This window comes from Bradyrhizobium sp., assembly GCF_036009065.1.
Lineage (GTDB): Bacteria > Pseudomonadota > Alphaproteobacteria > Rhizobiales > Xanthobacteraceae > Bradyrhizobium.
In genome coordinates, this window is record NZ_DASYMN010000163.1 from 1 (window position 1) to 12,356 (window position 12,356).

The 12,356-nt window shown below is 63.7% G+C and carries 12 protein-coding genes; 3 read left to right on the forward strand and 9 right to left on the reverse strand.

What is annotated here, in order from left to right:
* The first annotated feature begins 14 nt into the window (after positions 1–14).
* Entirely contained in the window at positions 15–581 is a 567-nt protein-coding gene (gene efp, locus VGP39_RS09795) for an elongation factor P (protein ID WP_327567920.1), read from the forward strand.
* A gap of 187 nt (positions 582–768) precedes the next feature.
* On the opposite strand, the gene VGP39_RS09800 is transcribed toward efp, so the two are convergent.
* Entirely contained in the window at positions 769–1,257 is a 489-nt protein-coding gene (locus VGP39_RS09800) for a carboxymuconolactone decarboxylase family protein (protein ID WP_327567910.1), read from the reverse strand.
* A gap of 592 nt (positions 1,258–1,849) precedes the next feature.
* Between VGP39_RS09800 and VGP39_RS09805 the strand changes: the two genes are divergently transcribed.
* Positions 1,850–3,085, forward strand: coding sequence for a lytic murein transglycosylase (locus VGP39_RS09805; RefSeq protein WP_327567911.1), 1,236 nt, complete (start codon positions 1,850–1,852; stop codon positions 3,083–3,085).
* 62 nt (positions 3,086–3,147) lie between these two features.
* On the opposite strand, the gene VGP39_RS09810 is transcribed toward VGP39_RS09805, so the two are convergent.
* The 8 genes from VGP39_RS09810 to VGP39_RS09845 all read right to left on the reverse strand — a co-directional run bounded on the left by VGP39_RS09810 (position 3,148) and on the right by VGP39_RS09845 (position 11,024).
* A complete protein-coding gene (locus VGP39_RS09810; RefSeq protein ID WP_327567912.1) occupies positions 3,148–3,426 on the reverse strand; it encodes a hypothetical protein in 279 nt (92 codons plus the stop codon).
* An 84-nt stretch (positions 3,427–3,510) separates the two neighbouring features.
* Positions 3,511–5,352 carry a single-stranded-DNA-specific exonuclease RecJ gene (recJ, locus tag VGP39_RS09815; protein WP_327567913.1) on the reverse strand — a complete coding sequence of 614 codons (1,842 nt, stop codon included), beginning with the start codon at positions 5,350–5,352 and terminating at the stop codon, positions 3,511–3,513.
* 256 nt (positions 5,353–5,608) lie between these two features.
* Positions 5,609–6,328 (reverse strand): haloacid dehalogenase type II, encoded by a 720-nt coding sequence (locus tag VGP39_RS09820; protein WP_327567914.1) that lies wholly within the window; start codon positions 6,326–6,328, stop codon positions 5,609–5,611.
* Between the two features lie 146 nt (positions 6,329–6,474).
* Positions 6,475–6,924 carry a GNAT family N-acetyltransferase gene (locus VGP39_RS09825; RefSeq protein ID WP_327567915.1) on the reverse strand — a complete coding sequence of 150 codons (450 nt, stop codon included), beginning with the start codon at positions 6,922–6,924 and terminating at the stop codon, positions 6,475–6,477.
* A 6-nt stretch (positions 6,925–6,930) separates the two neighbouring features.
* Positions 6,931–7,929 (reverse strand): class II fructose-bisphosphatase, encoded by a 999-nt coding sequence (glpX, locus tag VGP39_RS09830; protein ID WP_327567916.1) that lies wholly within the window; start codon positions 7,927–7,929, stop codon positions 6,931–6,933.
* A 70-nt stretch (positions 7,930–7,999) separates the two neighbouring features.
* On the reverse strand, positions 8,000–9,319 hold the full coding sequence (locus VGP39_RS09835) for a homoserine dehydrogenase (RefSeq protein ID WP_327567917.1): 1,320 nt from the start codon (positions 9,317–9,319) through the stop codon (positions 8,000–8,002).
* Positions 9,320–9,351: 32 nt separating this feature from the next.
* A complete protein-coding gene (locus tag VGP39_RS09840; protein ID WP_327567918.1) occupies positions 9,352–10,569 on the reverse strand; it encodes an LL-diaminopimelate aminotransferase in 1,218 nt (405 codons plus the stop codon).
* A gap of 197 nt (positions 10,570–10,766) precedes the next feature.
* The gene (locus VGP39_RS09845; RefSeq protein WP_327567919.1) at positions 10,767–11,024 is read right to left on the reverse strand and encodes a hypothetical protein; all 258 of its coding nucleotides are present in this window, start codon (positions 11,022–11,024) and stop codon (positions 10,767–10,769) included.
* Positions 11,025–11,298: 274 nt separating this feature from the next.
* On the opposite strand from VGP39_RS09845, the gene VGP39_RS09850 reads away from it, so the two are divergent.
* The coding region (locus VGP39_RS09850; protein ID WP_414644620.1) for a PHA/PHB synthase family protein at positions 11,299–12,356 on the forward strand (1,058 nt) is incomplete at its 3' end.

Here is a 12,356-nt window from a genome sequence, read left to right on the forward strand (position 1 = left end):
TAGGAAAATCAGCTTTGAAAGTCATCGCCAGTTCTATTCGCAAGGGCAACGTCATCGAGCAAGACGGCAAGCTTTACGTGGTTCTGACCGCCGAGAACATCCACCCCGGCAAGGGAACTCCGGTCAGCCAGATCGAAATGCGCCGAATCAGCGACGGGGTGAAGGTCTCCGAACGCTACAAGACCACCGACCAGGTCGAGAAAGCGACCATCGAGGACCAGAACTTCAACTACCTCTATAGGGATGCCGACGGCTTTCACTTCATGAACAACGATAACTACGATCAGGTTCAGGTGCCCGAGGACATCATCGGCAGCGCAGCGCCTTATCTGCAGGAAAACATGACGGTAAAACTATCTCTGCACGGCGCCCTTCCGGTAGCGATCCAGATGCCGCAGCGCGCGACGCTGGAGGTCGTCGATACCGAGCCGGTCACCAAGGGCCAGACCGCATCGTCATCCTACAAGCCCGCAAAACTGTCCAATGGCGTGCGCACTAACGTGCCGCCGCATATCGGGGTGGGAACGCGGATCGTGGTCATGACCGAGGACGGCTCTTACGTCGAGCGCGCCAAGGACTAGGGACGCGCGGGCAAGGTTTCGGGCGACACCGTCCGCAGTTGTCCGGATCTTCGGCGGGCCGCCGAGAGCTAAGCCGATTCCGTGTCCCGCTACGCAGAGCCGGGACTCACGTCTTTACGCTCGAGCAGTTAATGAGCCCGGCTCTGCAGCGCACCGCTTCGCGCTGCGCGTCCGGGGCATTGGAATCCTACGACGCCTTGGCCTGCGGCGGCTGCTGCCGCGCCGGCGGGGCCCAGCGATAGGGCGCGCCGAACCGGTTCCAGATGTTGATGGCAGCGATCGCGGTCGATAAATAGGCCAGTTCCTTCTCGGAAAATTCGGCACTGACTTCGGCGTAAAGTTCGTCGCTGACGCCTTGCGAGACCAGCGTCAGGGCCTCGGTCCACGCCAGTGCGGCGCGTTCGCGGGCTGAGAAGATCGGCGCCTCGCGCCAGACCACGACGAGGTTCAACTTGTCGGCGTCAATGCCCAGTTTCTCCGCCGTTATGATGTGATACTGCACGCAAAAGGCACAGCCATTGATCTGCGATGCCCGCAGCCTGACGAGTTCCAGCAGCTGCTTGTCGAGGCCGTTCTGCTCGGCGATCTTGTTCAACGCGACTACGGAATCGTAGGCGTCCGGCGCCAGCTGCCTGAACGTTTTCCAGTCGGTGCGGGTGGCATGATCCTGTGACATCGCTAGCCCTCCCGGTGCGCGGGCTTTGGCTGAACCGGGTCGCTCTCCGGAGCCCGATCTTGATACTGCGTCCAACGCGCAACCGCAGCCATGATGACGACTACAAAGACGGGCATAAGGATGGCGAGGGCTTGAAATCGCGTCATTCCTCGAGTCCTCCGAGATGCTGCCTTCCAATCAGATGTAATACTAGGCTCATCGCAACGCAAACGGCGGAACTGAGGAAAACCAAGCGTTCATCGACACGATTCGACCCAAAACCGTAGATTTGCGAGGCCACCGGTGCAAACCCGCCGGCGGCCATTAGCGCGGTCGCAATCGAATTGAGCAGGACGCCGTTAATTTTCGTCTTTCGTTACGAACGGTCTTGTTCATTTCGGTTTGCCCGCCTCGGCGAGCCCAGAATTTCCAACTTGATTTGTACTTTCCCAAGGTGGCAGTTCTACTGCGCGGCGGTTGCAGCCTGTACAACCGACCAGAGTGACGGTCCGGCACTAGCCGTCCGATCTTGCCACGGAGCTGCCGTAGGGTGGCTGGTTCCAGCGGCGAATGGCCTCTGCCACCACACTCTCCATGCCGTTAGAATGGACTGATGAACCAGATCGATTCTCGACACAGCTTGACTCGCCGCGCGTTGCTGCAATCCGGCCTTGGCGCCGGCGCCCTGCTCTTCGATCCCGTGCTGGCGCTCGCCGCCGCGCCGCCCGGCTTCGAGCAATGGCGCGATACCTTTCGCGCCCGCGCGCTGGCCAAAGGCGTGTCGGACGCAACGTATACCCGCGTGATGGGCCGCATCGAGCCGGACATGTCCGTGTTCAGGCAGATGCAGAAGCAGCCGGAATTTCACGAGCAGATCTGGCAATACATCAACCGCCGCGCATCCGACTGGCGCATCATCAATGGCAAGGAGGCGTTGCGGAAGAACGAAGCGCTGTTCGCGCGGATCGAACGGGATTTTGGAGTCGAGCGCGGCACGCTGCTGGCGCTGTGGGGCGTCGAATCCGCCTACGGCGATCCTTTGGTGCAGCAGAACCACATGCGTCCGGTATTTCCATCGCTGGCGGCATTGGCGTGGAACGAGCCGCGCCGCCGCGCCTATTGGGAAACCGAATTGATCAACGCACTCAGAATCGTCGATCGCGGCTGGGGCTCGCCGGAGGAGATGCGCGGCTCGTGGGCCGGCGCCATGGGTCATACCCAGTGGATGCCCGAAGTCTGGCTCAATGTCGGCATGGATTACGACAAGGACGGCCGGGTGTCGCCGTTCGGCAAGCCCGACGACGCGCTCGGCTCCAGCGCGCGCTATCTGGTCAACCGCGGCAAATATCATCGGGGCGAGCATTGGGGCTACGAGGTCCGCGCCCCCGGCGGCGCCCCGAGCGGCAGCCGGACTTATGCGGCCTGGGCCAGCGCCGGCGTGGCGCGCGCCGACGGCCAGCCGTTTCCGCAGCCGAATGCGAGCGCGCAGATGTGGGTGCCGGTAGCCGGCGGCCCGGCGTTCTTGCTGGGGCCGAACTTTTATGCGGTGCGCAGCTACAACCCCTCGATGAATTACGCGCTGGCGATCTGCCATCTCGGCGACCGTATCCTCGGCAGCCCGCCGTTCATTCAACCGTTCCCCGGTTCGGAGCGCGCGCTGACACTGGCCGAAGTGCAGGAAGTGCAGACCCGATTGACAAAAGCCGGTTTTGATACCGGCGGCACCGACGGCCGCGTCGGCAACGACACCATGAAGGCGGTGAAGGACTATCAGACCAAAATGGGCCTGCTGCCGGCGGACGGCTATGGCGGGCTGAAAGTGCTGGCGCGGCTAAGGCAGGGATCGTGATCGAGACCTTGCAATATCCGCAGCGTACCCGCTCTCCCTCTGGGAGAGGGTTGGTTGAGGGGTTACGCCCTCTCGTTGGGTATCAACCCCTCACCCGAATTGCTTCGCAATTCGACCTCTCCCCATGGGAGAGGTGACGTTGAACTTGCAGCGCCGCTTCGGTTCGCCTCCCCGGCCACATACAGCCCGTAGATGAACGTCCACAACGCCGCTGATATGCCGAGGATCGGCCATTTGACGCCAGGCAGCTGTGCATCGGCGGCGAGCGCCAGAACAGTCGCGACGCCCCAGCCGGATCCGAACAGGATCAGCCGCGTCAGCGCGTAAGCCGCCATCCGCATGGTTCCCTCCCGAACAAGATTTCCGGCCGTGAACATAGCTTCGGCGGCGGCGCGCACAAAACGTTAACGGAAAACTTACTTAATTTAACGAATGACCGCTGGTCCCGAATCCGGCACCGCGACGTCGAGCACGCGCAGTTGCACCCGCTCGCCGCCCTGCCAGCGATCCACCGCGAGAGACCCCGCCACATGCAGCGGCTGGCCGCGGTGCTCGGCCAGCGCGTTGCCGAGCTTTTGCCCGATCGAGCGAAACGCGATGCCGTTGACGATGGAGCCATCGCCGGACTTGAACCGCACCCGCATGTGCGCCTGCCCCACTTCATCGGCGTAGACCAGTTGATGCGACGGCAATGCCACCACCGGCTCGGGATTGCCGCTGCCGAATGGACCGGCGCGATTGAGCGTCGCCACCAGTTCCGGCGTCACCGCGCGCGCGCTCACCGCGCCGTCGATGAAAATCTCGTGGGCGTGGCGCGACTGCGCGACGTCGTGCGCGAGCGCGCTTTCCATGGCGGCGCGGAATTCCGCCAGCCGCTCCTTGCGCAGCGTGACACCGGCCGCCATGGCGTGGCCGCCGCCTTTCATCAGCAGCCCGTCGGTCACCGCCTGGCGCACCGCCCGGCCAAGGTCTACGCCGGGAATCGAGCGGCCGGAGCCGGTGCCGATGCCGCCCGGCTCCAGCGCAATCGCGAACGCCGGCCGCGAGAATTTTTCCTTCAGCCGCGAGGCGACGAGGCCGACCACGCCGGGATGCCAGCCTTCCGACGCGGTGACGATCACCGCGGCCTTGTCCTCCAGCCCGAGCGAGGCCAGCGCCTCCGCCTCCGCCTGCGCCTCCGCCATCTGCTCGATGACGCGGCGCTCGGTGTTGAGGCGGTCGAGTTCGGCGGCTATTCGCGCCGCTTCGGAGATATCGCCCTCCAGCAGCAGCCGCACCCCGAGATCGGCGCGGCCGATCCGTCCCCCCGCATTGATGCGCGGCCCCAGCATGAAGCCGAGATGCCACGCCTCCGGCGGCCCGTTCAGCCGCGACACGTCCATCAGCGCGGTGTGGCCGACATGATCGCGCCGCCGCATCGCGATCAGGCCTTTTGCGACAAAAGCCCGGTTGAGGCCGATCAACGGTGCGACGTCGGCGACGGTGCCGAGTGCGACGTGATGCAGCATGCCGAGCAAATCCGGCTCCGGCATCTCAGAGGTCCACAATCCCCGCGCGCGGAGTTCCCGGTTGACCGCGACCAGCGTCACCAGCACGAGGCCGACCGCGGCGAGGTGGCCGAGCCCGGAGAGATCATCCGGGCGATTGGGGTTCACCAGCGCATCGACGACAGGCAGCTCATCGCCGCATTGATGATGGTCGATCACGACTACCGACATGCCGCGCTGCGTGGCTTCGGCCAATGGTTCGAGGCTGGTGGTGCCGCAGTCGACGGCGATCAACAGCGTCGCGCCCTTTTCCGCCAGCATGCGCACGGCTTCGGTGTTGGGACCGTAGCCTTCGAAAAGGCGGTCCGGAATGTGAATCAAGGGATCGAGCCCGCAATGCCGCAGGTGCCAGGCCAGCAGCGCCGCGGAGGTCGCGCCGTCGACATCGTAATCGCCGAAGATCGCGACTTTCTCTTTTCGTACGGCCGCGTCGGCGATGCGCTTCGCCGCGGTTTCCATCTGGGTCACGGTGTGGGGATCGGGCATCAGCTTGCGGATGGTCGGATCGAGAAAATCCTGCACGGCGTCGATCTCGACATCGCGCCCCGCAAGCACCCGCGCCAGCATTTCCGGCAGTTGATATCGCTGCGCGATCGCCAGCGCCCGCGCAGCCCCCCGGGGATCGAGCCGGTCGCGCCACAGTTTTCCCGTCGCGGACTGCGACACGCCGAGAAAGGCAGCGGGCGCCTCAACGGGAAATGCGGATGCGGGGAGCGTCATGATGCCTTTAGCAAATAGGCAAGACGGCAGGCCATTCAATGATTCGCGACCAGCGACCGCAACTTATACCCATCATCCCCCTGCAACGGCGCAACCGCTCCGCCGTCATCGCGGCGCAACAGCTCCGCCGTCATCCTGAGGTGCGAGGCTCTTGGCGAGCCTCGAAGGATGGAGACAAGGTATGCGTGGCCATCCTTCGAGACACCGCGCAAGAGCGCGGCTGCTCAGGATGACGGGAGCGCAAGCGGAAGCAACTTTAACATCCCATGCGCTCGGCGAGCCCGTTAAAATCCTTGGCCACGATATCCCAGTCGCCCTTGGCTTCGAAGTCGTATTTCTGCAGCGGGCCATATTCGGTCGGCCGCGCGACGAAGGCGGTCTTCAATCCGAGTTTTTGCGCGGCTTTCAGATCATTGTTGTGCGCGGCCACCATCATCACCCGCGCCGGCGGCAGCCCGAGCAGGCGCGCCGCACCGAGATAGGTCTCGGGATCGGGCTTGTAGTGCTCGAACAGTTCCGCCGACAGCACCAGATCCCACGGCAGCCTTGCGAACTTCGCCATGCTGGTGAGCAACGCGACGTTGCCGTTGGACAGCGGGGCGATGATGTATTTTGCCTTTAGCCGCGTCAGGCCGGAGACGCTGTCCGGCCATGGATGGAGCCGGTGCCAGCCCATCGTGAGATAGTGCAGGTCCGCCTCGGACAATCCCGAAATCGAGAACTGCGCGGCCAGTTTTTCCAGCGACTGCCGGTGCAGCGTGTCCAGTATCATATAGCCGCGTTCCGGATGCTTCCGCACCTCGTCCATCGACGCCGCATAGACGGCCCGCCAGCCATCGACCAGCGCGGTCCAGTCCGCCTTGATGCCGCGCTTTTCGGACCATTTGGTGAAGTCGGCGATCAGGCTGCTGCGCCAGTCGACCACGGTGCCGAACACGTCGAATACGAGGGCTTTTACGTCTGGGACTTCACTCATGGCTGTCACCGTGTCCTGTCGTCATCGCGAGCCAACAGGTCGGCGCAAAGCGCCGCCCGATGACGGGCTCCGCGAAGCAATCCAGATAGCCGCAAGTCAAGGCTGGATTGCTTCGTCGCAAGGGCTCCTCGCAATGACGGATGATGTCAAAGCACCTTGCGGTATTGAATAAATCCGAGGTTATCCGCGACCTTGTCATAAAGCGCGCGCGCCTGCGCGTTGCTCGATTGCGTCAGCCAATAGACCCGGTTCGCGCCGGCGGCCTCGGCCTTGCGGTAAACCTCATCGATCAATGCGCGCCCCAATCCTTTGCTGCGCGCACCTTCCGCCACGAACAGGTCCTCAAGATAGCAGTAGCGATGATGCGCCCAGGTCGAACGATGGAACAGGTAGTGTGCAATGCCGAGCAACCGGCCGTCGACGTAGCCGCCCAGTGCGAACAGCGGCTCGTCCGGATCGTGAAAACGCGACCATGCAAGGTCGCTGATCTCCTGCGCCAGCGTTGATTGATAGAAACTGAGATAAGCCGCCCACAGCGGGTCCCAGGCGTCGCGCTCGTCTTCGCCAATTGCACGGATCAGAACATTGGCGTTCATGGCTGCTCAATCGAGGTGGAATTTTTCGAGTTGCCGGTGCTCAGCCTTGATGTAGCGCACGGTGCCGGTGACCGAGCGCATTACCACGGTCTCGGTCTCGATCACATCCTTGCGGAACTTGACGCCCGACAGCAGCGAGCCGGTGGTGACTCCGGTTGCCGCAAACAGGCAGTCGCCCTTCGCCATGTCCTCGATCCCGTAGATGAAGCGCGGATCGGTGACGCCCATCTTGCGGGCGCGTTCGCGCTTCTCCTCGGTGTCGAGAATGAGGCGGCACTGCATCTGGCCGCCGATGCAGCGCAGCGCCGCCGCCGCCAGCACGCCTTCGGGCGCGCCGCCGGTGCCGATATACATATCGACCCCGGTATTATCCGGATCCGCGCAATGGATGACGCCGGCGACGTCGCCATCGGTGATCAGGCGGACCGCGGCGCCGGTGCCGCGCACGCCGGCGATAATGTCGGCGTGCCGCGGCCGATCGAGCACCAGCACGGTGATCGCGGCAGGCTCCACACCCTTGGCCTTGGCCAGGCGGCGGACGTTATCGGCCGGCGATGCGTCGAGTTCGACGACACCCTTGGCGTAGCCGGGGCCGACCGCGATCTTCTGCATGTAGACGTCGGGCGCGTGCAGCAGCGTGCCGCCGTCGGCCATCGCCATGGTCGCGATCGCACCCGGCATGTTCTTGGCGCACAGCGTGGTGCCTTCCAGGGGATCGACCGCGATGTCCACTTGCGGGCCGGCATTCATGCCGACCTTCTCGCCGATGAACAGCATCGGCGCCTCGTCGCGCTCGCCCTCGCCGATTACGATGGTGCCCTCGATCGGCAGTTTGTTGAGTTCGCGGCGCATCGCGTCCACCGCCGCCTGGTCGGCCGCCTTTTCATTGCCGTGGCCGCGCAGCCGCGCCGCCGACACCGCGGCGCGTTCCGTCACCCGCACGATTTCGAGCGTCAGGATGCGCTCCAGCAACAGCTGCGGCGGAACGGAAATATGGGTCGACATCGGCGTAAGCTCCCTGAACTTCAAAAGCGGGTTGTCGCCCGCAACTTATCGGTTGGCGCGAAAGGACGCGCTAGTTCTTTTCAATGCGGATCACCTGCGGACGGCCGCTGATCACTTTGTCGTGCTGCACCGCCTTCAGCGCGCGGCTCACCGCGTCTTCGCTGGTCGCATAGGTAATCAGAATGACCGGCACGGGTGAAGCTTTTCCCGTCGTGCGCGTATCGACGTAGCCCTCCGGATGGCGCTGCACGATCGACTCGATCGAGATGTTTTGCTCGGCGAGGCGGGTGGCGATGGCCGCCGCGGTGCCGGGCAGGTCGCGCGCCATCAGGCGGATGTAGTAGCCGCCCTCGTGGCGTTCCATCGGGGCCTTCTTGGTCGCGCGCAGCCGCGCCACCGGGCGCCCGAAGGGTTTTGCGCGAATGCCGCGCGCAACATCGGCAATGTCCGCGACCACGGCGGACGCGGTCGCAGCCCCCCCCGCGCCGGGACCGACCAGCGTGATCGGCGAAATGCCCTCGCCGTCGATAGTCACGGCGTTGGTGACACCCATCACCTGCGCGATCGAGGATGACCTCGGCACCATGGTCGGATGCACGCGCTGCTCGATGCCTTTGCCGGTCCGGACCGCGACACCCAGCAGCTTGACGCGATAGCCCAGTTCGGCGGCGGCGCGCAGATCCTCCGGCCTGATGGATGAAATGCCTTCCACATACACGGCGCCCTGCGCGATTTTGCTGCCAAATGCCAGGCTGGAGATGATCGCAAGCTTCTGTGCGGTGTCGTGGCCGTCAACGTCGAACGAGGGGTCGGCCTCGGCATAACCGAGGCGCTGCGCGTCCTTCAGGCATGCGGCGAATGACAGGCCCTCCTGCTCCATCCGGCTCAGGATGTAGTTGCAGGTGCCGTTGAGGATGCCGTAGACGCGCGTGACATCGGTGCCCGCAAGGCCCTCGCGCAAAGTCTTGATGACGGGAATCGCCGCGCCGACCGCGGCCTCGAAGTTCAACGCGCCGCCGTTGTTTTCGGCCCATTTCGCCAGCCGCAAGCCATGCCGGGCGATCAGCGCCTTGTTGGCGGTCACCACCGACTTTCCGGATTTCAATGCGGCCTCAACGGCGGACAGCGCGGGCTCGCCCGAGCCGCCGATCAACTCGACAAAGCAATCGATGCCGGGATCGTTGGCAAGATCAAGGGCATTTTTGGCCCACGCGATGCCGCGCAGATTAACTTTGCGTTTCTTGGCTTTGGAGCGCGCCGTGACGGCAACGACGGCCACGCCGCGGCCGCAGCGCGCCGACAAAGCCCGGCCTTGCGCTTCGATGAGGCGGACCACTTCGGCGCCAACAGTGCCGAGCCCCGCAATACCCACTTTCAGGGGTGCGACCATAACGCGAAAACCTGCCGGATTGAGCTAACGAGCTATCGCCGGTTGGCGAGAGGAACCACGTTGTGCAACGTTTCGATGCCGCTTTCAAGGAAGCGGCGCACGCCGCGCGCGGCCTGGCGGATGCGTTGCTCGTTTTCCACCATTGCGATGCGGACGTAACCCTCGCCATGCTCGCCGAAAGCGACGCCAGGCGACACCACGACGCCGGATTTCTCCACCATCAGGGTCGCGAACTGCATGCTGCCGACCTCGCGGAACGCCTTCGGCAGCGGCGCCCAGGCGAACATCGAGGCGGCGGGCGGCGGAATCTCCCACCCCGCGCGGCCGAACGATTCCACCAGCGCGTCGCGGCGCTTGCGATAGGTGTCGCGCATCTCGCGGATGCAGTCTTCCGGGCCGTTGAGGGCCGCGGTCGCCGCCACCTGGACCGGGGTGAATGCGCCGTAATCCAGATAGGATTTTACCCGCGTCAGCGCCGCGATGATGCGCTCGTTGCCGACCGCAAATCCCATGCGCCAGCCAGCCATCGAAAACGTCTTCGACATCGAGGTGAATTCCACTGTCACGTCGATGGCGCCGGGGACCTGCAGCACCGAGGGCGGTGGATCGTTGTCGAAATAGACCTCGGCATAGGCAAGGTCCGACAGAATGAAAATCTCGTGCTTTTTCGCGAACGCCACCAGATCCCGGTAGAAATCGAGGCTTGCGACATAAGCGGTCGGATTGGAGGGATAGCAAACCACGATCGCCAGCGGTTTCGGGATCGAATGGATGATCGCGCGCTCGCACGCCTCGAAAAACTGCGGCGTCGGTTCCGACGGAACCGAGCGGATCACGCCGCCGGCCATCAAGAAGCCGAAGGCGTGAATCGGGTAGCTCGGGTTCGGGCACACCACCACATCGCCGGGCGCGGTGATCGCCTGGGCGACGTTGGCAAAGCCCTCCTTGGAGCCCAGCGTCGCCACGACCTGGGTCTCGGGGTTGAGCTTGACCCCGAAGCGGCGGTCGTAATAGGCGGCTTGCGCCTTGCGCAGGCCGGTGATCCCGCGCGACGCCGAGTAGCGGTCGGTGCGCGGCTTGCCCAGCGTGTCCTTGAGCTTGTCGATGACATGGGCCGGAGTCGGCAGGTCCGGATTACCCATGCCGAGATCGATGATGTCGGCGCCTGCGTTCCGCGCCGCCGCCTTGGCCCGGTTGACCTGCTCGAACACATAAGGCGGCAGACGGCGGATGCGGTAGAATTCTTCCATTGGTCCAAAACTCCGGGAACCGGGCGGCAGGATCGCAGGTACGATTTTACAGGAAGCGCACCCGGTTAGTGATTGAGAGCGAATTCAAGCGCGAAACCGATAGGTCTGGCGGCCAGGTTCGCTATAAGCCTGCTGTTGAATCGGGTTCTTTTTACCACGGACGCAACCCAGCGCCACCCGCTACCGCAAATTCCCGGTCATTTCGCAGCGGGGTTTTTGGCCGCGGCAGCAGCGGCCTCGCGCGCCGCAATCAGCTCACTGGACACCTTGTTGCGTTCCGCCGCGTCCATTGCGGCTTCCGGCCGGTCCCGCGGCATGTCGTGCACGGCAGGATAGGCGCCAACCTCCTTTGGCCGCGCCGGCGCGTCGGCCGGCACTCCGACTAGCGGCAGATCGGCGATCGAGGTTGAACAGCCCCCGGCCGGCAGTGCCAGCAGCAGCGCTGCCAGGGCCAATATCCTTTTCACTCGATCCCTGGAGGTCAACCGCACGTCCCTTCGCCGGAAACTTTTGGCGTTGATGCTTATTTCATCAAACCTGCCGCATCGCCCGGCACACTATCTCCAAACGATTAAAGCCTGAAGAACAGATCGCACCGTTGGGGCTCCAATATGACCGAACAAAGACGCTTTGTCGCAGTGCAACAGATGCACCACGGATCAACCCTCGAACCGTGCCACGATCGATCAGCGCCGTGACGAACCTGAAATGACTCTGTAGTGTCTGCCCATGAGCGACGTCACCACCGAAACCAAAGCTGAAAAAAAATTCGATCCCGAAGCCTTCGCGATGAACCTCGCAAAGGCAATGGAGAGCAGCGGCCAGGCGCTTGCGGCGTATCTCAAGCCGCGCGACGACGGCGAGGCCAAGGACAAGCCGCCCAATGAACTCGGCGAGGTGATCAGGACCTTCAGCACAGTGGCGGACTACTGGCTGTCGGACCAGACCCGCGCCGCTGAACTGCAGATGAAGCTCGGCAAGGCCTATCTCGATTTGTGGGGCTCGTCGATGCGCCGCCTGGTCGGCGAGGAAGCAGCGCCCGCGATTGCGCCCGCGCCGCGCGACAAGCGGTTCGCCGATCCCGAATGGAAATCCAACCAGTTCTTCGATTTCGTGATGCAGGCCTATCTGCTGTCGGCGCGGTGGGCGAACGATCTGGTGCGCGACGCCGAAGGGCTCGACCCGCACACCCGCAAGAAAGCCGAGTTCTACGTCCAGCAGATCACCAATGCGCTGGCGCCGTCGAATTTTGTCCTCACCAATCCGGAAGTGCTGCGCGAGACGCTGGCCTCGAGCGGCGACAATCTGGTGCGCGGCATGAAGATGCTGGCGGAGGACATCGAGGCGGGCGGCGGCAGCCTGCGCATCCGCCAGTCCGACCCCTCCAATCTCGAGGTCGGCGTCAACATGGCGACCACCCCGGGCAAGGTGATCTTTCAGAACGAGTTGATGCAGCTGATCCAGTATCAGCCGACCACCGAAAACGTGCTGCGCACGCCGCTGCTGATCGTGCCGCCGTGGATCAACAAATTCTACATCCTCGATCTGAAGCCGGAAAAATCCTACGTCAAATGGTGCGTCGATCAGGGCATCACCGTGTTCCTGATATCATGGGTCAATCCGGACAAGACGCTCGGCAAGAAGACCTTCGACGACTACATGAAGGAAGGCCCGCTGGCGGCGATGGATGCCATCGAGAAGGCGACCGGCGAATTGAAGGTGCATACTGCCGGCTATTGCGTCGGCGGCACCCTGCTCGCCACCACGCTGGCATGGCTTGCGGAAAA

What these genes read in the sequence shown, in the direction of transcription:
- VGP39_RS09820 (WP_327567914.1), bottom strand. Translation starts at nt 6,328, where the DNA reads ATGAGTGAAGTCCCAGACGTAAAAGCCCTCGTATTCGACGTGTTCGGC.
- VGP39_RS09825 (WP_327567915.1), bottom strand. Translation starts at nt 6,924, where the DNA reads ATGAACGCCAATGTTCTGATCCGTGCAATTGGCGAAGACGAGCGCGAC.
- recJ (WP_327567913.1), bottom strand. Translation starts at nt 5,352, where the DNA reads ATGACGCTCCCCGCATCCGCATTTCCCGTTGAGGCGCCCGCTGCCTTT.
- glpX (WP_327567916.1), bottom strand. Translation starts at nt 7,929, where the DNA reads ATGTCGACCCATATTTCCGTTCCGCCGCAGCTGTTGCTGGAGCGCATC.
- VGP39_RS09810 (WP_327567912.1), bottom strand. Translation starts at nt 3,426, where the DNA reads ATGCGGATGGCGGCTTACGCGCTGACGCGGCTGATCCTGTTCGGATCC.
- VGP39_RS09835 (WP_327567917.1), bottom strand. Translation starts at nt 9,319, where the DNA reads ATGGTCGCACCCCTGAAAGTGGGTATTGCGGGGCTCGGCACTGTTGGC.
- VGP39_RS09800 (WP_327567910.1), bottom strand. Translation starts at nt 1,257, where the DNA reads ATGTCACAGGATCATGCCACCCGCACCGACTGGAAAACGTTCAGGCAG.
- VGP39_RS09840 (WP_327567918.1), bottom strand. Translation starts at nt 10,569, where the DNA reads ATGGAAGAATTCTACCGCATCCGCCGTCTGCCGCCTTATGTGTTCGAG.
- VGP39_RS09805 (WP_327567911.1), top strand. Translation starts at nt 1,850, where the DNA reads ATGAACCAGATCGATTCTCGACACAGCTTGACTCGCCGCGCGTTGCTG.